At 50.9% G+C, this 26,556-nt stretch carries 18 protein-coding genes and 2 pseudogenes; 4 read left to right on the top strand and 16 right to left on the bottom strand.

What is annotated here, in order from left to right; translation table 11 throughout:
- Positions 1-30: 30 nt before the first annotated feature.
- Positions 31-978, bottom strand: coding sequence for a 3'-5' exoribonuclease YhaM family protein (locus H8S80_RS12570; protein ID WP_002601928.1), 948 nt, complete (start codon positions 976-978; stop codon positions 31-33).
- A gap of 111 nt (positions 979-1,089) precedes the next feature.
- The gene (locus H8S80_RS12565) at positions 1,090-2,406 is read right to left on the bottom strand and encodes a S1C family serine protease (protein ID WP_002601929.1); all 1,317 of its coding nucleotides are present in this window, start codon (positions 2,404-2,406) and stop codon (positions 1,090-1,092) included.
- 168 nt (positions 2,407-2,574) lie between these two features.
- Here H8S80_RS12565 and rbr point away from each other — a divergent pair, with 168 nt between their 5' ends.
- The 3 genes from rbr to H8S80_RS12550 all read left to right on the top strand — a co-directional run bounded on the left by rbr (position 2,575) and on the right by H8S80_RS12550 (position 6,839).
- Positions 2,575-3,168, top strand: a complete 594-nt coding sequence (rbr, locus tag H8S80_RS12560; protein ID WP_002601930.1) for a rubrerythrin — start codon at positions 2,575-2,577, stop codon at positions 3,166-3,168.
- A gap of 220 nt (positions 3,169-3,388) precedes the next feature.
- Positions 3,389-5,788 carry an endonuclease MutS2 gene (locus tag H8S80_RS12555; protein ID WP_117631066.1) on the top strand — a complete coding sequence of 800 codons (2,400 nt, stop codon included), beginning with the start codon at positions 3,389-3,391 and terminating at the stop codon, positions 5,786-5,788.
- 340 nt (positions 5,789-6,128) lie between these two features.
- Entirely contained in the window at positions 6,129-6,839 is a 711-nt protein-coding gene (locus H8S80_RS12550) for a response regulator (RefSeq protein WP_002601932.1), read from the top strand.
- A gap of 91 nt (positions 6,840-6,930) precedes the next feature.
- Here H8S80_RS12550 and H8S80_RS12545 read toward each other — a convergent pair whose 3' ends face one another.
- From H8S80_RS12545 to H8S80_RS12485, 13 genes are all read right to left on the bottom strand, one after another.
- Positions 6,931-8,484 (bottom strand): sulfatase-like hydrolase/transferase, encoded by a 1,554-nt coding sequence (locus H8S80_RS12545; protein ID WP_117633249.1) that lies wholly within the window; start codon positions 8,482-8,484, stop codon positions 6,931-6,933.
- A gap of 7 nt (positions 8,485-8,491) precedes the next feature.
- Positions 8,492-9,391: a carbohydrate ABC transporter permease gene (locus H8S80_RS12540; protein WP_117633250.1), complete on the bottom strand. Its 900-nt coding sequence runs from the start codon at positions 9,389-9,391 to the stop codon at positions 8,492-8,494.
- 11 nt (positions 9,392-9,402) lie between these two features.
- A complete protein-coding gene (locus H8S80_RS12535) occupies positions 9,403-10,320 on the bottom strand; it encodes an ABC transporter permease (protein ID WP_002601935.1) in 918 nt (305 codons plus the stop codon).
- A 71-nt stretch (positions 10,321-10,391) separates the two neighbouring features.
- Positions 10,392-12,014, bottom strand: a complete 1,623-nt coding sequence (locus H8S80_RS12530; protein WP_117633251.1) for an extracellular solute-binding protein — start codon at positions 12,012-12,014, stop codon at positions 10,392-10,394.
- A 112-nt stretch (positions 12,015-12,126) separates the two neighbouring features.
- Complete coding sequence (locus H8S80_RS12525; protein WP_117633252.1) at positions 12,127-13,611, bottom strand: response regulator; 1,485 nt, start codon at positions 13,609-13,611, stop codon at positions 12,127-12,129.
- Positions 13,586-15,322 (bottom strand): sensor histidine kinase, encoded by a 1,737-nt coding sequence (locus tag H8S80_RS12520; protein WP_117633253.1) that lies wholly within the window; start codon positions 15,320-15,322, stop codon positions 13,586-13,588. The genes H8S80_RS12525 and H8S80_RS12520 overlap by 26 nt, the downstream gene beginning before the upstream one ends.
- Positions 15,323-15,423: 101 nt before the next feature.
- Positions 15,424-17,382, bottom strand: coding sequence for a glutaminase domain-containing protein (locus H8S80_RS12515; protein WP_117633254.1), 1,959 nt, complete (start codon positions 17,380-17,382; stop codon positions 15,424-15,426).
- 19 nt (positions 17,383-17,401) lie between these two features.
- The gene (locus H8S80_RS12510) at positions 17,402-18,820 is read right to left on the bottom strand and encodes a sulfatase-like hydrolase/transferase (RefSeq protein WP_117633255.1); all 1,419 of its coding nucleotides are present in this window, start codon (positions 18,818-18,820) and stop codon (positions 17,402-17,404) included.
- 120 nt (positions 18,821-18,940) lie between these two features.
- A complete protein-coding gene (locus tag H8S80_RS12505; RefSeq protein WP_117633256.1) occupies positions 18,941-20,578 on the bottom strand; it encodes an extracellular solute-binding protein in 1,638 nt (545 codons plus the stop codon).
- A gap of 47 nt (positions 20,579-20,625) precedes the next feature.
- The gene (locus H8S80_RS12500; protein WP_025529067.1) at positions 20,626-21,501 is read right to left on the bottom strand and encodes a carbohydrate ABC transporter permease; all 876 of its coding nucleotides are present in this window, start codon (positions 21,499-21,501) and stop codon (positions 20,626-20,628) included.
- A 26-nt stretch (positions 21,502-21,527) separates the two neighbouring features.
- Positions 21,528-22,469, bottom strand: a complete 942-nt coding sequence (locus tag H8S80_RS12495) for an ABC transporter permease (RefSeq protein WP_002601943.1) — start codon at positions 22,467-22,469, stop codon at positions 21,528-21,530.
- A gap of 149 nt (positions 22,470-22,618) precedes the next feature.
- A complete protein-coding gene (locus H8S80_RS12490) occupies positions 22,619-24,904 on the bottom strand; it encodes a helix-turn-helix domain-containing protein (RefSeq protein ID WP_002601944.1) in 2,286 nt (761 codons plus the stop codon).
- Between the two features lie 31 nt (positions 24,905-24,935).
- Positions 24,936-26,393, bottom strand: a complete 1,458-nt coding sequence (locus H8S80_RS12485; RefSeq protein WP_117633257.1) for a sulfatase family protein — start codon at positions 26,391-26,393, stop codon at positions 24,936-24,938.
- Between H8S80_RS12485 and H8S80_RS35105 the strand changes: the two are divergent.
- Positions 26,373-26,459: pseudogene (locus H8S80_RS35105) on the top strand (hypothetical protein); the annotation flags it as partial. The gene H8S80_RS12485 and the pseudogene H8S80_RS35105 overlap by 21 nt on opposite strands.
- On the opposite strand, the pseudogene H8S80_RS34850 reads toward H8S80_RS35105, so the two are convergent.
- Positions 26,430-26,552, bottom strand: a pseudogene (locus H8S80_RS34850) (DUF6783 domain-containing protein); the annotation flags it as partial. The pseudogenes H8S80_RS35105 and H8S80_RS34850 sit on opposite strands and share 30 nt — an antisense overlap.
- Positions 26,553-26,556 lie beyond the last annotated feature (4 nt).

Below are 26,556 nucleotides of genomic sequence, written 5' to 3'. Positions count from 1 at the left end.
TATGTACAACATCATTCTTTCCGTATCTCTTTAAGTCTCCGATGTCTTCCTCACATTCGTCTCCAACAGCCGGTTAAATCCAAGCCAGCCATTGTTATCTCCAGCGCCCTTTAACACCTCGATCATAGTCTCCATCTTCGCATCGGTATTATCCGCGAAGTTTAATGCCAGAGCTTCCAAAAGGGCCGGTTTCTTCGGTGAACCGTATTCCAGTTCTCCGTGGTGTGCCAGAATACAGTGCTTCAGCTCTGTGGCCGCCTTCACCGGGAAATCCGGAATTGTGCGAATCCGCTCCGATACCATCTCCGTACCGATGATGATATGGCCCAGAAGCTGGCCGTCATCCGTGTAATCATTTTCCGGGAAAACAGAGAGTTCCTTCGTCTTACCCAGATCGTGAAACATGGCAGCCGTGAGCAGCAAGTCGCGGTTGATCAGCGGATAGTAGCCTGCATAATAGTCACACAGCTTGACAACACTCAATGTATGTTCCAGAAGGCCGCCCACAAATCCGTGATGGACGCTCTTGGCCGCAGAGTGGAACTGAAACGCCTTTGCAAAAGCCTTGTCTTCCACGAAGAAGCTTTCAGCCAGTTTTCGATAATATGGTGTCCGGATGGATTTGATAAATCCGGTCAGCTCCTCATACATCTCACCGATGTTTTTGGAGGACACAGGGAGATAGTCTCCCGGTATGTATTCGCTTTCTTCCGCTTTTCTGACACGCTTCACATTCAGCTGATTGGAATTCTGGAACATGGTCACATCCGCGTCAATATAGACGTAGTCCATGGTCTCAAAATTTCCTACTCCCGGCGAATTTAAGTCCCAGATTTTTGCATCGATGGTACCGGTCTTATCCTGTAAAATTAAATTTCCGTATTCTTTGCCGGCTTTGGTCAGGGCAATCTGCTTGTTCTTGCATAAGTATACATCCGATATATGCAGCCCTTCCCGAAATGTTTCTATATATCTCATTGCTCTCCTCCATATCCTTTTATAAGCGCCACAGAAGCCAGTACTGCGTTGGATCAACCACTGTTCCGCAGACAACGGCACAGTGGTTGATCCAACGCAGTACTGGAAAGATTATCTGGCTCCTATGGTTATCTGATATTCAATCTCTTTATATTCATCTCTGCCGCTTCTAAGTACTGTTACCGGCAGAACCTCTCCCGGTGTCGCCGCTTCCAGCTTCACCTGGAAATCCTTCATGGTTACGATGCTCTCACCGCCCATGACCGTGATAATGTCTCCGCACTGGATGCCTGCGTTATAAGCAGGACTGTCTGCATTCACATCCACCACATAGACACCGAGCGGCATGCCGCTCTCGTTCATGATCGCGCTGACTTCCTGTCCCTTGATGCCAAAGTATGGGAATGCATTGCCGTTGCTCATCTTCTCCAGAATGCTCTTATAGTCAGAGATTGCCATGGCAACGGTCATATCTTCGCTGCCCTCGCTCTTATATTCATCTGTCACCCAGCCGATGATCTGACCGGCCGTGTTCATGAGAAATGTTCCGGTTCCTGCATTGCTCTTTAAATCGGAGTATATGATACGAGTCATTCCATCCGTCATCTGAACATTCTTCGCGATATAGGATACAGCGCCATAGCCGGTAGAATGCACCATGCCTGCCGGTCCGCCGATTGCGATGACCAGATCGCCCTGTTTCACGGAATAAGAATTCCCCAGTTCAATCGCCTTGACCTCTTCTAAAAGCGCCCTTCCCAGTTCCGCAGTCGGAACGCTTACGATCGCCATGCCCGACAGCTTATCGGTCTGCCTGATCGTCCCCTGAACCTCCGTACCGTCTGAAAATGCCACACGGATGGAATCTGCCGCCTCTACTGCGCCTTCCGGTGTCAGCACCAAAAGTTCTTCATTGGCGGAAGAGATAACTGCCCCAGCAAAAAGGCCTGAATTCTCGACCGGATTATTAAACCAGTCTGTCTGTGTCTTAACGGAATGGACCGTCACGATTCCTTTATCCGCTTTTAATGAAACGGCTCTCAAATTCCCGTACAGGGTATTCAAATCATCTATGCTGAACGGATACTTTTTCATCGCTGACTCCAAAAGATCCTCAATAGGCTCGGACTCCTTCGTCGTAGCCTGAGTGGTCTCGGGCTCTTCCGCTGCTGTCGTATCCGGGTCATCTTTCGGGATTGTTACCGGAGTAGTCTCCCTTGTGGTTTCTTTACCAAGGTATTTTTCCGCCACCGGCCTGGAAACAACAAAAGTAACTGCAGCAACGATTCCGAAAAGGGCCGCAGTTAATAAAAGGGCAATCGCCCTTCTCATGATCTCTCTCTTTGTTCTGGGCTGTTTCACAATTTTCTCGCTGATAAAACGGCGCGGTTCCGTCTTTTTATCATCTGGCCCGCTTTTATCCGGCATACACACCCTCCTTTGCAGAAGACCTAAACCTATTATACGTTTCTTCTCTGTTTTATGCAAGGAAAAGATAAGAAACGCAGTGAACTGTACCAATCTGCTGGTATAGAATCTGGAATTTGAGGGACACTGTTGGTATCACATGAAAAATTATCCAAGGAGGACTTTACAATGAACGATTTAAAAAACAGCGAGACAGTCAAGAATCTGATGCGCGCGTTTGCAGGTGAGAGCCAGGCCAGAAACCGCTATACCTTTGCAGCCAGCCAGGCGAAAAAAGAGGGACTTCCGGTTATCCAGGCCGTATTTTCCTATACCGCGGGCCAGGAGAAAGAGCATGCAGAGATTTTTTATAATTATCTCAAGGACTTAAAGGGCGAGACCATTTTTATCGACGGCGGTTATCCTGTGGATTTATACGATCAGACCGTTGATTTATTAAAGGCCGCGCGCCACAATGAGTATGAGGAATATCAGGATGTGTATAAGAATTTCGCAGAGGTAGCGAAGCAGGAGGGCTTCCTCCAGATCAGTTCTTCCTTCTCCCTGATCTCTGAAATCGAGAAAGTGCATGGAGACCGCTTCCAGATGTTTGCCGATTACATGGAGCAGAACAGACTCTTTGTATCCGATGTGGAAACCGGATGGCTCTGCTTAAACTGCGGCCACATCCAGCGCGGCTTCGAGGCCCCGAAGGCCTGTCCGGTCTGCCATCATGAGCAGGGATATTTCGTCCGCGTGGAGCTCTCACCATTTCTCAAATAAAATACCTGTCGTAAACGGGAGTATAACTTCCTGAAGCGGGATTTTCTGACTCACGGTTTCACTGGTATATTTCTCGTTGCTGTATCAAAACTAAGGGATTTATTTGATTGCAGGCCGTACTGTGTTTATGATATACTGTAATCACTACCGCCCATACGGGCGTCTGCCAGAAGTCAGTCTGCCATCGTCTGATATTAGTTAGAAACAGAGAAAGGGAATCATGAATCAGAAAGCATTAAGAACGTTAGAATACGATAAAATTATAGCTCAGCTGGTGGAGTACGCTTCCTGTGAATCGGGAAAAGAACTCTGCCGCAAGCTGGTACCTTCCATCGACTACGATGAGATCGTCACCGCTCAGCGGGAAACTACCGACGCGGTGACCAGGGTACGCCAGAAAGGCGGCATTTCATTCGGAGGCGTCAAAGATATCCGCGCCTCCTTAAAACGGCTGGAGGTGGGGAGTTCACTCGGTATCGTGGAGCTTCTCTCCGTCAGCGCCTTACTTACTACCGCGGCCCGCGCCAAATCATATGGACGGCATGAGGATTCCGAGCTTCCGGAGGATTCGCTGGAACAGCTTTTTTCCGTACTGGAACCTCTGACCCCGGTAAATACGGAGATCAAGCGCTGCATCCTTTCCGAGGAAGAGGTCAGCGATGACGCCAGCCCGGGTCTTCACCACGTCCGGCGTTCCATGAAGAACATTCATGATAAGATTCACACGCAGCTGAATTCTATCCTGAATTCCAACAGAACTTACTTACAGGACGCAGTCATCACCATGCGTGACGGAAGATACTGTCTCCCCGTCAAATCCGAACACAAATCCAATGTCCCAGGCATGGTTCACGACCAGTCTGCCACCGGTTCCACTCTTTTCATCGAACCCATGGCAATCTTAAAGCTGAACAACGACCTGCGCGCTCTGGAAATACAGGAACAGAAGGAAATCGAGATGGTACTGGCCGATTTAAGCAATCAGCTGGTCCCGTATCAGGACGAATTGCTGGCCGATTTCCAGGTTCTCACAAAACTGGACTTCATTTTTGCAAAAGCGGCGCTCTCCCGGCACTATCAGGCCAGCGAGCCGCGTTTTAATAGGAAGGGCGTCATCCACATCAAGGATGGCCGCCATCCGCTTTTAGACCCGTCAAGGGTCGTTCCGATCACCGTGCATCTGGGAAGGGATTTTGATCTGCTGGTCGTCACAGGCCCCAACACGGGCGGTAAAACCGTCTCCTTGAAGACCGTCGGATTATTTACACTGATCGGACAGGCAGGCCTCCATATACCGGCTTTCGACGGCTCGGAGCTTTCCATTTTTGATGAAGTGTTTGCAGATATCGGAGATGAACAGAGTATTGAGCAGAGCCTCAGCACCTTCTCCGCCCACATGACCAATATCGTACAGATTCTCGGTCAGGCCGACAGCCGCTCACTCTGCCTTTTCGACGAGCTGGGGGCTGGAACGGATCCGACCGAGGGCGCGGCGCTTGCCATCGCTATCCTGTCATTTTTACACAACATGAAATGCCGTACCATGGCGACTACTCACTACAGCGAACTGAAGGTCTTTGCCCTGACCACGCCGGGCGTTGAAAACGCCTGCTGTGAATTCAATGTGGAGACGCTGCAGCCCACCTACCGTCTTCTGATCGGTGTCCCGGGCAAGAGCAACGCCTTCGCCATCTCATCGAAGCTGGGACTTCCTGATTATATTATCGAGGATGCGAAGACCAACCTGGAGGCCAAGGATGAAACCTTCGAGGATCTGCTTACCCATCTGGAACAAAACCGTGTTACCATCGAAAAGGAGCGCATTCAGATTGAGTCATACAAGATGGAGGTAGAGCAGCTGAAGGCCAGGCTGACGCAGAAGGAAGAGCGTCTTGACGAACGGCGTGACAAGATGATCCACGATGCCAGAGAAGAGGCTCAGCGGATTCTGCGTGATGCCAAGGATACCGCCGACCAGACGATCCGCCAGATCAACAAGCTGGCTTCCGAATCGGGTGTCGGAAAAGAGCTGGAAGCAGAGCGGGCCCGTATCCGCGGCAAATTAAAGGAAGTGGATTCCTCACTGTCCTTAAAGAACCAGGCAAAAGAGCCGCAAAAGTCCATCGATCCGAAAAAGCTGAAACTCGGCGACGGCGTGCGCGTTCTCAGTATGAACTTAAATGGAACGGTGAGTTCTCTTCCCAATCCCAAAGGGGATCTGTATGTACAGATGGGAATTCTCCGCTCTCTCGTCAATATAAGCGATCTGGAGCTGTTAAATGAGCAGTCCGTCTCAGGCCCGACTCTTGGAAGCGGCAACGGCAGGAAAAAGACAGGAAGCGGAAGCAGTTCTACCCGTATGTCCAAGTCTCTGTCCATCTCACCGGAGGTAAACCTGATCGGTATGACTACCGACGAGGCCATTCCGGAACTGGATAAGTACTTAGACGACGCCTACCTGGCGCACCTGCCTCAGGTTCGTGTCGTACATGGGCGAGGCACCGGGGCGCTCAAGAATGCGGTCCATAAGCACTTGAAAAAACTGAAATACGTCAAAGATTTCCGGCTGGGTGTATTCGGCGAAGGGGATTCCGGCGTAACGATCGTCACTTTTAAATAGGAATCTATTGCTGTTCCCGGCCCCGCCGTCCTTTGCTTCCCGGTCTGTCCCGGCCCCGGCTGGCTCATGCGGCCTTTCCAGTTCCGGTTTCGGGTATAAGCACTTCTAAACGTGCAGAATTTTTCTAAAAACCAGAGGAAATCCCCAAACTCGCTGCGCTCAAACAGGTGGGGATTTTCTCTGAACGAAAATTTTTGCGCGTTAAGAATTGCTAATACCCTGCAAAGTCACAGGAAAGGCCGCATGAGCCAGCCGGGGCCGGGACAGACCGGGAAGCAAAGGACGGCGGGGCCGGGAACAGCAACGGGAATCTTGAATACAACGCAAGGAGGATTTGGCTATGGCAGAAAAACAGAGAATATTGATCGTAGACGATGATAATAACATCGCCGAATTGATTTCTCTTTATTTGACGAAAGAATGTTTTGAAACAATGATTGTAAACGACGGTGAGGAGGCACTCCGGGTATTTCCGGAGTTTAAACCGAATCTGGTTCTCCTCGATCTGATGCTTCCGGGCATGGATGGCTATCAGGTATGCCGGGAAATGCGGGCTCAGTCCCCGGTTCCCATCATCATGCTGTCCGCAAAAGGCGAGGTCTTCGACAAGGTGCTGGGCCTGGAGCTGGGCGCCGATGATTATATGATCAAGCCCTTCGACTCGAAGGAACTGGTGGCCAGAGTCAAGGCGGTGCTTCGCCGTTACCAGCAGGCCGCAGTGCCGGCGGCCGCCCAGACCGACCAGCAGGGCGATTACGTGGAGTATCCTGATCTGATTGTAAACCTGACGAACTATTCCGTCATCTATATGGGCCACTCCATCGAGATGCCGCCGAAGGAGCTGGAGCTGCTTTACTTCCTCGCTTCCTCACCAAACCAGGTATTTACCAGAGAGCAGCTATTAGACCACATCTGGGGATACGAATACATCGGAGATACCAGAACCGTGGATGTACATATCAAACGTCTGCGGGAAAAGATTAAGGATCACGCCAACTGGGCATTGACCACAGTGTGGGGAATTGGTTATAAATTTGAGGTAAAACGGTAGGGTATTTGAAGTAAAACAGTAAGTTACTTGATGTATAGCAGCAAAATACTTAATGGGAGGAGGCCAGGATACGGCCTCCTCCCATTCTCACTTATTCCAGTCCCCGGCTTCCAATCGCCTTCATCCTTCGCACTCCCATATCTTCACAAGACCACTCCTGATACCAGTAGCCTTTCGGATGCACCTTTGTCCTATAGCGTTTATGGGGCACAGGAAGAGTATCTGCAGCCTTCATCATGGCCGCCGCAAGCTCCGTCAGGAGTTCGTTTTTCACGCCCTGCATATCCGGCTCTTCCCAGAGATTGTAAAGCTCAAGGGGATCCGTTTTTCTGTTATAGAGATACCCCGATCCCATCATATCCACCTGGATGTGATACGTCCCCTTCCACAGCGCCCGCACCTGCCCGCACTGGGTCCAGGTGTTGAGACAATCGAAACGGTCCCACTCCGGCGATACCGCATCTTCGGCCGGCAGCGTCAGTCCATCGTGCTCGTTCCAATACTGTCCGGAAAATCCGCTCTCCGCATAAGCAGTATCGAATTCCCGCTCCGGGATGTCCCTGTTTTTCAGAATCGGAAGGAAGCTTTTTCCCTGGCAGCCCAGCGGCGTCTCCAGTCCAAGCATATCGCACAGGGTGGGTAAAATATCAACAAGACTTACGAAACAAGAACCGCGCCTTCCCTGAGGGACAATATCAGGTCCTTTCAAGATCATGGGAATATGGGTCAGCACATCCGGCAGATCCGGCCCCTTCCGTATTAATCCATACTCACCGACGAAATCTCCATGGTCCGACACGTAAATGACGATGGTATTCTCCTCCAGTCCACGCTCTCTCAGTCCCTCAATCAGACGTTTTACCTGATCGTCAATCAAACGCAGCATTCCATGGTAATTGGAACGGGCGCGGAGAATCCTTTCCTCAACCGATTCCCCCAGCACCTTCTCCCACACATTTCGGATCCATGGATAGCGATCCCCTTTCTCCTCCAGATTCTCTGTTGTACTGCGGAGAGGCGGAAGCTGCTCAGGAGGGAACATGTCAAAATAAGGTTCGGGCACCTGATACGGGTTATGAGGCTCCGCGAATGAGACCCAGGCGAAGAACGGCTCGTGATCCAGGCTGTCTATGAACTGAAACGCTGACGATACATTTCGATAGGGATGCTGAACCTCAACGCCTCCGGGAGAGGGAACATGCATCTCCATATGATGCGTGGAGTTTAAGAAATCGGCAAATTCACATTCAGCGGGAGTCGTATTGACTTCCCCTTCATTACCAAGATGGCCCGTACACTCATGGAAGTCGAAATCCTCTGAACTGCGGTGAGAATGATTTTTTCCACAGAGGGCCGTCACATACCCATTCTTCTTCAATACGTCCAGCAGATCCTCCGTATACAGGGCATCCTGGAGGTTATGATTGGTTCTCACCTGATGGCATTCGCTGTACCGCCCCGTCATCATGCTGACTCTTGCCGGCATACAGGTGGGATTGGGCGTATAAGCATTTTCAAAATCCACGCCGCCCTTCGCCCACTCATCCAAAAATGGCATCGTGTCCAGCTCGTATCCACAGCCCTTACGCAGATCAGCCCTCTGCTGGTCCGTCATGATAATAATAACATTCTTCTTTTTTTCCATTCCAAACCTACCCTTTCACGGCGCCGATCATGACGCCTTTCACGAAATATTTCTGCACAAACGGATAGAGAAGCAGCATCGGAATACTGGATACTACGATTACCGAGTATTTAATTGCCTCCGCCATCTTAATCTTTTCTGCCATTCCGACGTCATTTGTCCCCATCTGTTCTGTCTGTCCCAACAGAAGGATATTTCTTAATACAATCTGCAGCGGGTGCAGGCTCGAATCCTTTAAGTAAATCAGTGCGTCAAAATAGGAATTCCAGATTGCAACGGCATAATACAGCACTAGAACAGCCAGAATCGCCTTACTCAGCGGAAGCACGATCCGAAGCAGCATCGAGATGTTGCCGCAGCCGTCGAGACGGGCCGATTCATACAGCTCTTCCGGAATACTGTTTTCAAAGAAGGTCTTGGCCACAATCAGGTTATACGTAGAGAGTGCATTGGGAATCAGAATCGCCCAGATGGTATTATACATTCCCAGGTCCTTCACCAGAAGATAGGTGGGAACCATGCCTCCGCTGAAATACATGGTAAACAGCACCGCCATCATGATAAAATTCCGGCCCCTTAAGTTTTTCCTGGAAAGGGGGTAAGCCGCCAGGACCGTCAGCGTCACACTGATTATGGTTCCAAGCGCCGTGTAAAACATGGTATTGCGAAATCCCCTCCAGATGTCCTTATTTTCAAACACCATGGTGTACGCCTTCGTCGTCAGCCCTTTCGGCCAGAGCAGCACCTCTCCCCGGATGACCAGGTCCGGATCGGAAAAGGAGGCCGCCGCCACAAAGATCAGCGGAACCATGACAATCACAATGATAATACAGCCGAGAACCGCCGCAATCACATCAAAGGTCCTGTCACTCCTGACGATCTCACCATACTTTCCTTTCATCTTCATCGTTCCCCTCCCTACCACAAACTGGTTTTTGTTGTCTTCTTACTGATAAAATTTGCACCTGCCAAAAGGGCAAAATTAATGATAGAATTGAACATTCCTACCGCAGTGCTGTAGCTGAACTGCCCTTTCTGAATACCGTTTTTATAAATAAACGTTGATATTACCTCGCTGGAGGAGATGGTAACGTCGCGCTGCATCAGAAGTACCTTCTCAAACCCCACACTCATCAGATTCCCGATTCTCATGATGAATAAAATCAGAATGGTTCCCATGATACACGGAATCGAGATATGTATAATCTTCTGCATCCTCGTAGCCCCGTCAATCGAGGCCGCCTCATAGAGCTGGGGATCGATGGCGCTCAGCGCGGCAATATAGATGATTGCGTTAAAGCCCATATTCTGCCATACATTGGAAAACACGTAGAGCGGCTGGAAGGCCGACGGCCTCGACATAAAATCCACCGGCTTCGCCCCGAAGAACGCGGTAATCTGATTAAACAGGCCGTATTCTTTATTGGAAAACAGGCTCAGCATGCTGACAATTACAACGATTGAAAGAAAATTAGGCATGTACGTGATATTCTGAACCGCCTTTTTTAATTTTGTGCTCTTTATTTCGTTGATTAAAAGCGCCAGAAAGATCGGTACCGGAAAGCCGACGAGCATGGTAAACACACTGAGAGAGAGCGTATTTACCAGGACGTCCTTAAAATAATAGGACTGAAAGAACTGTTTGAAATAGGTTAGCCCCACCCAGGGACTCTTCGTAATTCCCAGCGTCGGATTGAATCTGCGAAACGCGATCTGAAGCCCATACATGGGGATGTATTTGAATACAATATACCAGATGATGGGAATCGCCACCAGCGCGTAGAGGCCGGCATTCTTGCGGATATCCAGCCAAAGCTTTTTCTGTTTTTGTTTCATGGTATTACCTCCAGCTTTCTCTTCATACCGGACAGGCCGGAAGCCCTGCCTCCGGCTTCCGGCCCTCCTTCTTACTTCGTGGCATCCAGCGCTTTCTGATAGATTCCCTCCAGTTCGCGGATTCCGATCTGTTCCAGTGTAGCGCAGTACTCATCCCACTTGTCGAAGCCCCACTCACCGATGACGAATTTGGCTACCGCCTCTTTTTTGTAGTTAATGATATCCTGTTCTATGGCGTTTAGCCGGTCCATATCTTCCATGGAGACCGTCGGCTTTGCATATACCTTCTCAGGCATGTAGTCCACCAGAATGGCGGCTGCCTCCTTGGTTCGTTCGCTGGCCACTACATTGTCGGTATTATCCGTAATCATGCACGGGAAACCGCCGCCCGGCACGAGGTTGATCTTGCCAAGAGCCGTCATAAACCCATCCGGGCTGTTTAGGATCTCATCTTTGAAATGCGGCACATGGTTCGAATCGTAATCAAAGGTCTCCCCCTCTATGCCGTAACGGAAAAACATCTCCCCCTCGGCTCCATAGAAATAATCCACCCAACGGACAGCCGCTTCCGGATTGGAACACGTATTGCTGAGCGCGAAGCTGCCGAGCATACTGATGCTGCCGGTGGCGTCCGTCCACATCTGATCCCCATTCGGACCGATCAGTGGTTTGTAGCCCACATAATCTTCCTCGCAGTTCACGAATACGTCCGAATACGGCATATACATGGCTCCGTACATCTCTCCGGCCAGATTGCTTCTCCATGCCGCTCTGTCGTTCTTATAATAATCCTGCCATAACAGCTTTTCCTCATAGAGATCGTTTAAGTAAATCAGGTATTCTTTAAAGGCATCGTCGCACAGCCAGTTATGTACCGTTCCGTTTTCGTCGATATTATAAGTATCTTTCATCTGGAACTGAAGGCCGAAGCTGCCCGCCAGCGGGTAGATCGAATCGGGTTCGCGAATTCCCAGCGGGATTTCATCCGCCTGGCCGTTTCCATTGGGATCCCCGTCACGGAATGCGATCAGGACATCTTTAAATTCCTCCAGATTCGTCGGAATATCTTTTCCAAGCTTGTCGAGCCATGCCTTGTTGATCCACTGTTTAAATCCCATGCTGCCCGTCGCGCTTATATCGATGGCAGGAATTGTATACATATGACCGTCCGCCGCAGTTACCGCCTGCTTAATCTGAGGGTATTCCTCATAAATCTTCGACAGGTTGGGAGCGTATTTCTCAATCAGATCGTCAAGCACCATCAGCTGTCCGCTCCCCACCCCATAGGTGGCAATCTGGTCTATTTTGATGTCGCTTTTCAGGAAAATGTCCGGCAGCTCATTGGAGGCAAAGAGAAGCTGCTTGTTCTCTTCAAATCCATCGGCCGGTACTTCCTGATAGTCCATATGGATGTTTGTTAAATCCTCATATTTGTTCAGAGTGAGGACCTCGTTCCAGGGCGCGTGGTTCTGATCCCGGCAGCCGTACACCGTCATGGTAATCTTCTCATTTACGATGGGAAAGCCCTCCATATTCAGATTCGCAGCCTCTTCCCCGCCTGCTTCCTCTGTCACCGCTCCCGTCGTCCTGCCCTCTGTTTCCGCCTTTTTTCCGTTTTCAGCAGATTTCCCACAGCCTGTCATCAGCCCTGCTGCCAGGATACCGCCAAGTAATAATACCGCTGCTTTCTTCATACCTTCTTCTCCTTTCGCTTTCTAGCACTTCCTGATAGAAAAATTTTACCATGTAAAAGGATTGGAAAATGGTCTGTTTTCTTTTCTATTTTTACTTTCCTGTCCACAATTTTTACTGTTTCGCCAGATACTCCTTCGGCGTCTTCCCCACGTATTCTTTAAAGACTTTCAGAAAATATCCATAGTTTCTGAAACCGCACCGGGACACCACCTCTTTTAACGGAACCCCATCCCGGATCAGGCGTTTTGCCTCCTCCAGCCGTATCGTATTCAGATAATCGGTCACGGTCTGTCCCGTCTCATCATGGAAGATACGGCTTAGATAGGAACTGCTCACGCCAATCCCATCGGCGATCATCCGCAGGCTGATGGGGCTCTTATAATGCTCCTTCTGATAGGCAATCGCATTTCGCACCATGGCAGAATAGCCTCGTTTTTTCTCCTCCTTCTCGCTGATCTCTCTCAGCACATTCCGGTAAAGGCCGGATACACTGGATACCAGCGCTTCCCTGCTCTTCACCCGGGCATACTGAAACAGCATGAATTCTCTGGGGAGAAAGTCCAGTTCAATCTCATATTCCACCGATATCTTTTCGATCAGCTCCAGAAGCTCTTTCGTCACCATAATGCAGAGTCCGGCATGATCGGCAGGAATCCCGCCGTATATCTCTTCTATCAGCTGCGCCGCCGAGGCTGCGTCGTGTTCTACCGCAACGGCCAGAAGGCGTTTATGCTGGCCGATGGTCAGGGAAAGAGAGGCCTCGCTTTCCCGTTCCGGCCCCGCCTCCTCCAGCTTATGCAGCAGGAAGCTCTTCAGGGAATTGTCGTTAAAGAACAGAGGACACCGGGTAAAATCAAGGCGCAGATGGAAGATGCGGCGTACACTGTCCTGAATCAGGGCCATGACACACTCCAGCTTATTTCTTATCTCCGCCTCTGAGATAACACCGTAGAACCGGGTCAGCAGGACAATGCAGTCCGGCTTTTTCAGGCAGGCCAGAGACTTTACGCCCTCCAGCCGGGCCGCCTCCGCCGCCTTTGCGACGCCCTCCAGCAGACCGCCGTCATCAAGCAGGGCCGTCCGGTCCATATCCTTGATCCGGATGATAACCGCAGCCTTTCTGCTGTTATCAGAGGTGAAGGGGTTGACCCCCTCCCCGAAGATCCATTCCCGCGTCTGTCTTCTTAATTCCGCCTTAATCTCCCAGGAGGAGCGTCCCTTTAAGCGGGTCGCTATGTTTTTTAAGGTGAGCACCAGAAACTCTTCCGACAGGCGGCTCTTCAGAATATAGTCATACGCGCCGTTTTTCAGAATTTCACGGACGTAATCATAATCATCATAGCTGCTCATGGCGATGATGGCGGTTCCCGGATATTTGCGGGAAATGATCTCCGAAAGAACGATCCCGTTCTTTCCCGGCATCGAGACATCCATGAGTACGAGATCAATCTCCCGCTCCGCCAGCACGGCAAGCGCCTCGTCCCCGCTTCCCGCTTCCCCGGACAGCACAAACTCCCCGGTCTCCCAGAATTTCATCTCCCGGATGCAGGTTCTGAAGACCGTCTCATCGTCAACCAGTAAAATCTTCAAGGCCATCTTTTTCACCTCCCGCCGGCAAATGCAGTTCCACGCACGTAAACATCCCCTCGCAGCTGTCTATGGTTCCGCCATACCCGTCGCCATAGATCAATTGAATCCGGTTAAACACGTTGGTAATGCCAATTCTGCGGAATCCCGGTTTTCCTTTACTGGCCATATGTTGTTTCAGCTCTTCCAGCTTGCCCTCACTGATTCCCCTTCCATTGTCCATCACCTTCAAAATAATGGTGTCCTGCTGCCTGTATATCTTCACATTGATCACTCCGTCTCCATCCATCGCCGCAATACCATGAATCAGGGCATTTTCCACCACAGGCTGCAGCAGAAGCTTGGGCACGGGATAGCTCCACAGCTCCTCCTCCACGTCCCACAAAACGGTAAACGGCCTGCGGTACTTGAAACGCTCAATTGTCAGGTAGTTTTCTATGTAATCCTTTTCCTCCCACAGTGTAATAAATTCATTGTGGTTGGAGAGAACACTCCGCAGCAGCTCCGACAGCGACGCAGCCACCGCCTCAATCTCCTTCTCATCCCTGCTGTGAGCCACATACTGGATGCTGTCGATGGAATTATAGAGAAAATGCGGCTCAATCTGGGAGGCCAGCACATCCTGCTGGGCCTCTCTCTTCAGCTTTTCTTTCTGCCGCACCTCGGACATCAGCGCCTCGATCCGGTCCATCATCACGTTGAAGGTATCCGCCAGAGCGCCAATCTCATCCCTGGCCGGAATTTTCATGCGCACGCCCAGATTCCCGGACCGGACAGCCTCCATTCCGCCGGAAAGGCATTTTAAGTCGGCACAGATCCGCTTCGAGAGATAGGCCGCTGCCAGGAGTGCCGCCGCGGAAGCCGCCGCGCCGATCAGGAGAAATTTCGTCTTCAGTTCCTGTGCATCTTTCAGCAGCACGTCTTGCGGAATCAGGCTTATGAGCGTCATGTGGCTGGTGTCGGACACATAGCGGATATAGTAGTAGGGATTGCCCTTCCATTTTACGTAGCCGGCAGAGGGCGCCTTCTGACGGACCTCTCCCACCGGCCCCTGTCTCTCCCCCTCTCCGCTGTTGGTGTAAAACAGCTGTCCATCCGGCAGATACAGATAGAGGGCGACCGACCGCAGGAAGTCGATGGTGTATACACTGGTGATAAACTCGTAATTCAGCTTTACAACAATGACTCCCCTCGTGTTCCCCTGGCAGTACGTAACCGGATGGCTGAGGAGCAGGCTTTGGCCTTCCGCATCATAGATAAGCTCCATGGAATCGCTGGACAGCGCCCGCTTCATTGCAGGAGTATCCAGCTCCCGCTTCATCACAATCCCCGATCCCGCCTGATAGACAGGTCCGTCCCCGGTAATCAGAAGAATATCCTCGATGTACTCCTTCTGCGAGAGAAATCCGGCCAGGAAGCTCTTAATCTGTTTTTTCTGCCGAAACCCTTTATAGGATGCCTCCTCCCCTGCCCTGACCAGATTGGGGGAAATAAATTCCTGCGCCAGCGCAACAGACAGTACGATTTTCTTCGACTCGGACAGCATACTGTTAAATTCCCGGTCCGCAAAGGAAATATACTGTTCCGTATACCGCTCTGTCGTGGATTTAATGGTATTGATCTCCGCATAGAACGAGATGATCAGCGAGACGACCGCGGTGCCTGCCGCAATCAACAGGCTGACCGTCATGATTTTTGTTTGTATGGAATGCAGACTCATACGTATCCTCCCTCCTTTACCCCTGCGATCGCGGCTCACGGGTATAAGCCGCAAAAAGCTTTTGCACGCCGATCACGGGACGTGCAAAAGCTTCCGTTCTTCTATTTCTTAAATCTCTCCATAAACATCGGCATATAGATTCCCCCCTGGACGCTCCTGGCGATAAAGTGGCAGTATCGGCCGCTCACCGTATCGTACCAGTCGGAAAATGGAACCCGGCTCTCTGTCTCCCTTACATAGGCGGCCACCGGCGCGGTCAGCGCCTGAAACATCTCCTTGTCTCCCGCCATGGAAGCGCACCAGAGTATCCAGTCACTCTTCGTATAGCTGCTCCTGCTGTCCAGCGGAGTCCCATACTCCCCGCATTTTTCGACATACCACGCCAGGTCGCCGGATATAATATCCCCGGAGAACAGCGGATTACCGAAAAAGCGGTCCCAGACGAGATTGTATTTTAAGCTCCAGGAATCCGTGTCTCCGAACGTCAGAGCCGTGTGGCCTTTTCCCCTGGCCGTCGTCTCCCAGACCGCAGCCATCGCAGCCGCCTGGCTCCGGTATCTCATCGACTCACTGTCATCTCCCAGAAGCTCCAGGATTCTGGCGAATGCCTTGATTCCCATGATCGCCTTGACGGCCAGATTCGTATTATGAGCCAGATGGCCGGCAAAATCATCGGTACAGAGCTGTTCTCCCGGGTCCGCTCCGTAGGTGAGCAGATACTCCGTCCACGTCTTAAGAAGCCCCTGATACGGCTTTGCAAACTCCGCATTTTTGTCTATTTCACAGCAGGCGGCCGTCATGATCAGCATATTTCCGCATTCCTCTACGGGCATCTGAAACTTCAGATCGTAGACATCACACGGCGGATACTGGTAATAGGGCGGAAATACGGCTCCGTTGGCCTGAAGGTACTGCTTTCCCTTTTTCTCCGGATTCAGCCCGTAGACCTGTCCCCACGCATACGGATAGCGGCCCACATCATGCGGCGCAAAGTCATACTCCCACACGTCACAGGAGGCAAAGCGGAACACCGGCCGCAGCATCCCTTTTATGTAATCCGTGCTGTACATAAGGAACAGCGGCACTGACGGATAGCTGACATCGGCGGTACCGATGCATCCGTTGGAATCATTTTCCTTGGACAGAAAAATCAGATTTCCGTCCTCATCCTCAATCAGCTTATGGGCCGCCACCGCTTGGCGGTAGCTGAGACAGCACAGGAGCTCATAGTCCTCTCCGCCCATCTCCCTTGCCCGCTCGGTCAGGCTGCGGTCCAGAGCCTCGCTCTTTTTCAGCACGTCCTCCCGCTCATCAAGGCTGGCTCCGATGGCGTCGAAAATCGTGGGATATTCCTTTGTCCAATAAGCCTTTCTCCACTGGCCGAAATAGTTGATGGAGACAAGGTCGTCGTAGGCCGCCACGATTCCGCCGCTCTCCGACTCCGTTCCCAGTTCGACGATTCCATCCAGCCGCTCCTTTTCGCTGTCATAAGCAAATCGGGCCTCCGGGCCACGGCCGGCCAGATATAAGTATCCCCAGTCAATGGTCGTGTGGTCTCCGCTGTGCCCCAGCGGGGTCTGGAATGCCTTTCCCATGACGCCATAGCGGAATTTCTCTGTCTGCTGCACATCGCCGTTTACCGGTCCGTCCGTAAATTTCACAAGATCGGAGGAAAAGGCAAATACCACGCGGACGCCGGCCGGCTTCTTCCGGGATACGGTGACATCAAGATACGTGCACGGACGCGATACCAGCAGCAGATCGTCAAGCAGCAGCGGGGAGGTAAACCGTACCTGCATGGTGATCCATTCATTTTCAAACTGATATTCCGTGGACGTCGGTGTGACGGACAGCCCCGTCTGGCCGATCGTCTGACTGAATTCCGGATCACCCATAAAACAGTAAGGCGTTCCGTCAATCACGACGTAACCGCGGACCGCCTGGCGTGCTCCGCTCCAGTGGGAGGTATCGCAGTCATTTAGGTGGCCGCCTCCCGACCAGATGCTGAAATATGGATCGTGTACAATCAGCGGTACACTCGCTGCTCTCTCTATTTTCATAATTAAAGTTCCCCTTTCGCTATATGGTTGCGGTATGTCTGATGATTCTGTCTTCTACCCAGTGGTCCCGGTAGTAGGTATTGCTCTCAAAACGGTCTCCGACCGCCTCCATTCTGGAATACATCTGCCTCTTTAAGTCCTCCATCCGGTCGCGGTATTCCGGATCTCCGGCCAGATTATTCCTTTCATACGGATCATTCTCCAGATCGAATAAAAACTCCTGTTGGTCGGAGCGGTATACGGCATACTTATACCTCCGGGTCCTAAATGCCCTCCATTCCTGCCCGTCGCCCCAGGCTGCGGTAGGCCCGGTACACATCATAAGCGCGCCGTCGTCTCTGACCTCCTCTCCCTTTACCGCCATGCTGAAATCCTTTCCCTCCGCCCCCAAAGGAACGGGAAGGTCCATGAGCGACAGAAGGGTCGGCATAATATCCACCGTGTTCATGACACAGTCTCTCCTGACATGTTCCTCCAGATGTCCCGGCCACCGGATCAGCATCGGCACCCGGACTGCCTCCTCATAGAAAATATTCTTCGCCCTCCTGCCATGGGCCCCGAACAGCTCTCCGTGATCGGAGGTAAAGACGATGATGGAGTTCTCTTCCAGGCCAAGGCGGCTGACCGCCTCCTTCAGACGGCCGATGTTGTCATCTAGATTGGCAGTCATGGCATAGTATACCCTCATCCATTCGGGTAGGCACTTCCTCTCCTCTTCGCTTAAGCGGGCCCACTGGTCGGCGTGCGGATCGTTTTCCGGAAGGTAGTTGGGCGGATAATCGAAATCCGTATGTGCAAACCTCCTTAAGCACTCCTCGGGCACATTATCCGGTTCCCACGGATCGTGGGGCGTGCCGATGGATAAAAACAGTGCAAAGGGGGAGTCCCCACGGGCCAGCCGCTCCAGCTGTTCTATGGCCATGTCGGTCTGGGCGTCCGGCTCGTATTTGTCGTAGTAAATCTTTTCCGGACTGTCCAGATGATAGTAGGCCGTCCCCACGGAATACTCATGGCGGAAATTATAGGCTGCAAAATACCCGTTAAAGCCCAGCCGGTCCCTGCCCTTTGGAATATAGGAGTTTTTCGGATCGTAATGGTTGCCCAGCTCCGACGCATACATATGCCATTTTCCGATGTATGCGGTCTCATAGCCATTTTCATTCAACACGTCCGCGAAGGTGTGATGGTTCGGATTCATCCGGATCTCATTGATCACCATCCCCGTACTCGTCGTATATTTTCCCGTAAACAGTGAGGCGCGGTACGGCGCGCACACCGGATGGCCGCTGACCATCCGGCACAGATCCGTGCTCTTCGCACACAGCGCGTCAATGTTAGGAGTCTGGGCTCTTAAGTCTCCTGCATAGCCCAGGCTGGAGTAACGAAGCTGATCTGCAAAAATGTATATCAGATTTGGCTTTTTACTTTCTCTGCTCATTGGAACCTCTTTCCTGTGTCATTTTTCAGTTCTGACTCTATTTTAACAGGATTTTTTATGGAATCCAGAACACTATTTTTACTACTTTCTCTACTATTTTGCTTCCTCCGGCGAACCGCCCTATTTCACTTCCTTCGCCATATAGGCATCGAGTCCATCCTGCTTTAACTGCAGCGCTTCGTCAATTCCCATTGACTTGATGGTCGCACGGAAATTATCGAAATTATCCAGCGGCTCCGCGCCCGTGATAAATTTCAGGGTCATCTCATCGATATAGGTATTGACCGGAGTCATAATTTCACCCAATCTCTGCTGCTCATCCTCCTCCAGCTGGTATGGCGGAAGCTGAAGGCTGCTGTCGATCTTATCATCATCCGACCATTTCATACGGATTGCCAGAGCTCCCTCACTCTTTAAGAGGTTCGCATGGCACTCGACATCGGGGTAGTTGATCTTCGGTGCAAAATGTACCTTGTAAATAAAACTGGCTTCCTCTGTTCCAAACTTTGGATTGTTCAGCATGGTGTCGTTATACACCCGCTTGTCTCCCTGCCAATTCCAGTTGACACCTTCCACTCCCCAGTTGTAGAGATTGGCGCCTTCCTCCGTGTAGCCGTAATTTAAGAATTTCATGGCGGCTTCTACGTTCTGACAGTCCTTGCTGATGACCACCGTGGACTCGTGCTCCCGCGTTCTCGGCCATACATTGTATTCCTCCCAGTGGAGCTGCTGTCCCTCTTCCAGCCTGATATACGGAGCCGACACGACTTCAAAGCCCTGTCTCTCGCCGCGGTTAAAGGTGGCAACGGTTGGAGCAAGATAGGTACCGATCTGATCCGTGTCAAACAGCGTATTGGCCTCCGCGTCCTTGATGCTGCTGAAATCCTTGGAGATGTAACCGCTTGAATACCACTTGTTAATCAGGGTCAGATAATCCTTAAAGCCGTCCTCCAGAGGCGCACACTTGACGACGCCGTCTTTCTGGAAGAAATTATTATCTTTATTATAATAAACATCAAACAGACCTTCCAGCTGTACCTCATATCCAAACTTATCCAGGAGGTAAGGAGTCATTCCCTTCGCCTTGATCTTTTCAAACATGGCCTCGTAATCTGCCACCGTTTTCGGGATATCACAGTCCAGCTCGCTCAATAAGTCCTTCTTGAAGACCCATCTGCGGAAAGGCGGGTCGGCAACGGGCTTGCAGTTGTTGAAGCTCACGATATGGCCGTTGTTATCGGTGGACTCCCTGTAAAACTCTTCATTTTCCGTCAATACCTTATAGTAGTCCGGCGCATACTGGGGAACCAGCTCTGTCAGATCTTTAAACACCCCGTCTCTCATTCCCTGAAATTCTCCGCCCGCATAACGATCCGCATAGGCGATGATATCGGGAAGCTTATCCCCCAGGAACAGCAGGTTAAATTCTTCCTGTTCCTGTCCGATCGCCGGATGGATAAATTCAATGTTGATCCCCAGACGTTTCATGGCCTCCTGATACGCCACATTGTCATTGTCACCGGTCACGTATTTTGCTGCGCTGCTGCCAAATGGAACCCAGTAAGTCAGGGTAACCGGCTCACTGCTGTCCCCGTCTTTTCCCGCTTCCGTGGTCTCTGTACTCTTCGTCCCCTCTGTTCCTTCGGTTTTCGCTTTTTCAGTCGATGCCGCGGTACCTGCGCTCTGTGCATTTCCGCATGCGGTAAGTCCTAACAGAGCCGCCGCCAGTGTCAAACATACGATTTGTTTCTTTCTCATTTTTGATTACCTCCCAATCAATAATTTTTACCCTCTTTTACCTTCTTTTACTCTTTTACAGACCCCATCATCACACCCGACATAAAGTATTTCTGCGCAAACGGATAGATAAACAGAATCGGGACCGTCGCAACCACAATTGTGGAATATTTTACGATTTCCTCCAGGAACATCGCATCCGTATCCATCATGCTGTTGCCGCCGGATGAATTGGCGATCAGAATCTCCCGCATGACAAGCTGCAGGGGAAATTTGCTCTTATCTCTCAGATAAATCATGGCATTAAACCAGGAACTCCAGTGTGCCACCGCATAGAACAGCACCATAACCGCCATCGTCGCCTTGGACAGCGGCAGGATGATCTTAAACAGGATCACGAAGTCGTTGGCGCCATCCAGCCTGGCGGACTCCTCAAGGCTGACCGGGATCGACTGAAATGAAGTCTTCATAACGATTAAGTTCCATGTGGATATGGCACCGGGAAGAACTAACGCCCAGATCGTATTATAAAGGCCCAGCCCCTTCACCAGCAGGAAATTCGGTATGAGTCCCGCATTAAAATACATGGTAAATACGATCAGCAGCGTGAGCGGCCGTTTCAGCATGAACCCTTTTCTGGACAGCGCATACGCCCCCAGAATGGTGAGAAACATGTTGATGGCCGTTCCCACCAGCACATACACAATTGTATTGAAGTAGCTCGGCAGAATATTGGGGTTCTCGATCACCACCCGGTACCCCTCCAGGGAGAATCCCAACGGCTTCAGGATCACCCCCGTGTGCCTCATCAGCTCGATGGGATCACTGAAGGACGCCATGACCACGTGCCACATGGGGTAAAGGCAGATCAGCCCCATGAGTCCCATCAGGACATATACCATAGAAATAAAGATTCTGTCTCCCGGAGATTTCTGTTTCTTCATTCTTCTCTCCTTTCCGGAAGCCCGCCCTACCACAGGCTTTCTCCTGTCGCTTTTCTGCTCAGACGATTCGCCAGCACGAGAATCAATAGGTTGACCGCCGAGTTAAACAGCCCCACCGCCGTACCATAGCTGTAATTGGTCAGTTCCAGGCCCTGGCGGTAAATATAGGTGGAAATAATATCCGCCGTGTCGTATGTAAGCGGGTTGTAAAGGAGAAATACCTTTTCAAACCCCATTGTCAGAATATTTCCGACCCTCATAATCAGCTGAACGATAATAATCGGCACCAGTCCGGGAAATGATACGTAAAGCATTCGCTGGAACCGGCTGGCCCCATCGATGGTGGCGGCCTCATATAAGCCGGGATCAATGGTGGAAAGAGTGGCCAGATAGATGATGCTTCCCCAGCCCGCCTCCTGCCAGATCCCACTTAAGACATACATCGGCCGGAACAGCTTTGCATTTGCCATCAGATTGCTTCGCTCCACACCGAAGAGGGCAAGGAAGTCATTAAAGATTCCATCCGAACGGCTGAACGTCAGGAGCAGGCTGCACATGACGACAAGCGATATGAAGTGAGGCATATAGCTGACCGTTTGCACCAGCTTCTTGTAGGGGCGGCACTGTATCTCATTAATAAGAAGCGCCAGGATAATCGGCACCGGAAAGGCCAGAATAATCTGCAGTATATTCAGAAGCAGCGTATTCCGAATCAGTCTCCACGCGTACGGCCCGGTAAAGAAATCAATAAAATACTTCATGCCTACCCATTTGCTCCCGGAAATTCCAAGCGCGGGCTTAAAATTCTGGAATGCAATGACGATTTTGCTCATGGGACCGTAGCAGAATACCGCATAGTAGATGACTACCGGAAGGAGCATCAGATAGATATAGCGGTATCGGATAAAGTCCTTTTTCAGCCTTACGGCAAATGCTTCCTCCTGCTTTCGTTTCTTTTCCCTCCTCATAATACTTCCCCTCTCATTTCCTGATCTCTCACGTTTCACTCCTCCTTTCTGCCCACAGTATAGAGGATTGCTTTCTTCCTTTCAATTTGTGATTCCGTTTCCATATGTAGCCCTGTACCTGCAAGGATATGTGCTTTTTAAGCAGTATGTCATATTCTCATCTTTTCCCTGTACTGTCCCGGCGTCACGCCCTCATAACCCTTAAACTTTCTGACAAAATTGGCGACATCGATATATCCGATCTCCGCCACGATCTCCTTGATCTGTTTATTGCTGTTCACCAGCAGCTCCCTAGCCCGGTCCATCCGGATCATGGTGACATACTGAATAAAAGAGCAGCCCGTCTCCTGCTTGAAAAACCGGCTGAGGTAATTGGAGGATACGCCGAATTCGTCTGCGACGCTCTCTAATCCCATGCTGCTGTCGCCGTAATGGCAGTTGACATAATCCAGTATTTCTGATTTGCGCTCATTGTTTCTGCTGTCCTTAAATTCGGCGAACTGGCGGCACATCTCGATCGTAAGGCCGGCCATCTTTTCGCGGAATTCCGGCAGACTCTTAAAGGTGATCAGCTTCTTTAAATCCACATTCTTCAGTTCAAAGCCCTTTAGCTGGTCCAGCGTCTTGATCGTAATATTGATGATATCGAAGCAGAGGCACTGTGTGATGACGAACGATTTCAGCGGTTCGATCTCCCCGATCATATTGTCCAGCGCCTTTAAAGCCGCCTCCTCGTTAGCCTGCTTTAAACACTGGATAAACAGGGCCTGTTCCAGAATGGGATACTGGATATTCTGTTCCTCGTAACCGATCTCCTCAAATAAAATTACCTTCTGATTTCCCAGCATATGGTAATCCGAAGCGATGGCCGCGGACTCTAAAAAAGAGCGGTTTATATCCATGACATCTTCGTAGATTCTTCCTATATAAAAGGGGATGGAAATCTCATAACGGGTCTCCAGTTCACGGCACAGGTGGTCCGCCACGGACAGACGGATATCCACATTTTTCTCACCCGCGGTCCGCTCCCCGCAGTTGACAATCACCGCGATTCCATTGTCCTTCAGCATGTCGAGGCCATAGACGTGGATAAATGGCTGCATAAAACCGGCCAGAACCGTCATAATACGAAGATTTTTATCCTCTTCGAAGCTGTCCTCCACGGGAATCGGAAGCAGGATCACGAAATTATAGCGGTAGCTTAAGTTAATATTCGCCGATTTCAGCGTCGCCTCCATTTCCTCCGAGGTCTTAAACTTGCCTTTTAGAATCCTCCTCAGACAGGAGGCTACCACCATGGGCCTCTGGCGGTTTAAAAGTGCGCTCAGCTCTTCATTTTTATTTTGCACATCGGTCCATTTATTTGTGATGATCTCAAATTCATTAATTCCTTCCTGCTCCTGATCTGCCATGGTATCCTGATCCACAATCTTCTGGACCAGCTTCTGAATCGGCTTGTAGTTGCTCCGTGACAGCACGAGGGAAAGCAGAATACCTCCTATGAACAGGACGGCGATCAGGAAAATATACCAGGAGGCAAACTCACTGCCCGACTGATAGAATTTCTTACTGTCCGTGATCGACACCACCGACAGCCCGGAATTTGCCGAAATCTCCCTCATAATGATGAAGGAACCTCCATCCACCCGTTCTTCTACCAGCTTCCCTCCGGTTCTTCTGTACTTTATGGCCAGATTGTCAAGCGACTCCCGGCTTAACCCGGAACAGTTCTCCTGGCCACATTGAAACAGCGTTAAATACCGTTCATTGAAAATATAGATGGCAGAATCCGCCGTATAATACGTTTTTATCAGCTCATTCAGAGAATCGGAGCCAAACCCAAAGCCAATCGTGGCAATCGGAATATTATTCATATACGGAATCGGGTACAGAAAATAAACGATGGACGATTCTTCCCCCGCCTGCTTCTCTTCCCCAATCTTGAGAGAACGGTCATCCTTAACCGAATTTATGGTTCCGAAAAACGAAGCCTCGTTTAAGTCTCCGTACTGGTTCATGTCCTTTTCAAATTCGGAGTAAGGAATCTTCCCATCCATTGTGTAAACAGATTTGTCCCCTCTTAAATAGAGAATTGGCTTCACATCATTTTCCGTGTCCCCCACGATTTCCGAATATGTCATCAGCTGAGAGGCCACCAGGCCCTCATCGATCTCCGTCCGCTCGTATCTGACATCATTTAACTGGTCCTCTATCTCGCTTCCCGAGAAATGGTAAGCGGCGCTGTTCATCTTTTCTGTCACATAGTCCAGCTTCTGGAGTACCTGCGACAACATGGCCGAATTGGATTTCTCCAGTTCTTTCCTCTCCGTCATGCGGTTTCCATAATAAAAAAATGCCCCCAACACCAGAAGCGGAATCACCCCGATAAAAATATAGGAATAAAACAGTCTCTTTCTCCAGCTCATTTTTTTCATAGTTCCCCTCCTATCCCCCCACAGCCCAATATCAGGCCAACACCGATGGGATCATATGTTCAAGCATCTTCTCTTCCAGATGCGCTGCCTCTGCCTGATATTCCGGCCAGCTTACCCGGTTATCAAACTCATGAGGATCTTTCATCAAATCGATCAATTCTCTTTTCTTTCCATTTTGACGCTGCAAATGGATGTATTTTCTCAGGCCGTCGGTCACCGCCATAAATCCCTCGCCCTCGGCAAACGTATACTCCCGGCTCCACGCGCTGTCCGCCAGATCGTTTCCGTCGCAGCAGATCTGCCTGCCGCCTGCCGCCCCCAGGCATGTGGGGAGAAAATCCGTGGAATTCACCAGCCGTTCCTCTACAGCCCTTTTACGATTACCGGGATAACGGATTAGCAGCGGTATTCTCCACACTTCATCGTAGGCACACATGTTTTTTCCCCATAGCCCGTGATTGCCCAGCATCTCCCCGTGGTCTGCCGTAAACAGGATGAGCGCGTTGTCCCCATATCTCTCCCTGACCGCGTCCTCTATCTTTCCCACCTGGTCATCAATCAGCTTTACATTGGCGTAGTAGCTGGTTCTCATGCGATCCCAGTATTCCTCTGTGTAGCTGCGGCAGCCTTTTCCCTTCGCCGGTCTGGCGCCGTCGATGACAGTTCCGTTATCTCCGCCGTAATAGCTGTCATGGTGAATCCGGTCCATCCCGGCAAATTCCCCCTCCCGCCGGATTCGCTCCGGCAGCCTGGACCGGTCGATTCTGTCCGCGTACTCCTGCGGGGCATCGAATGGGAAATGGGGACCGCTGAAGGAAACCCAGGCAAACAGCGGTTTCTTCTGATCGTACCTGCGGATAGATCCGGCGGCCTGATCTCCCACCCATGCGTCGGGATGCCAGCAGGCAGGCCCCGGAAACGGAAACACCTTCTGGTACTCAGGGTTCCATACGGCCTCCCGGTACGGCGTTAAGTATCCCGCACGGTCCAGCTCCCTGCTGTAATCGTCGAGGAACCAGGCGGACACCTGTTTGTCATCCTGAAGCCTCAGCTCATCAATTCCCAGAGATTGATAGTACTCCCGGAATTCTTCGTACGGAAGCGTGGCGTCCGGCCTTGTCCGATCATAGGGAACCGGAGCAAAATGGCACTTTCCAAACAGCGACGTATGATACCCGCTGTCCTTTAAGGCAAAAAACAGGTTATCCCTTCCCGTGTCGAGCGCACACTTCCGAAAATTGCTGTATGCCCGGTTCCGGTGCGGATAGAGGCCGGACAGCATGGCGCACCGGGCCGGCAGACACCACGGGCTTACCGTGTAGCAGCGGCTGCATACAGTTCCCTCTTCCGCCAGCCGGTCGATATGAGGTGTTTGAATGGTTTTTCCGCCATAACAGCCCAGAGTGTTCCTGTTTAGCTGGTCGCATGTGATCAGGATAATGGCGGGTTTCGTTTCCTTTAAGCCAAGATCATTTTTTTCTGCTGTCATACTGCCTCCTCTAGAGCGTGTCTAAAAATTGCTTTTCGTCAGCTGTGCGTCACACTTTGCGGGAGATTGGGTCCCGATGAAGGAGGCGTAGTGGGCTACGCTGACTGAATTGGGGCTCAATATGCCGCGAAGTGAGACATGCAGCTGGCGGAAATGAATTTTT

It is taken from the genome of Hungatella sp. L36, assembly GCF_014288035.1.
Note: the sequence above shows the minus strand (reverse complement) of the source record. Positions and strands in the feature narration are given on the sequence as shown.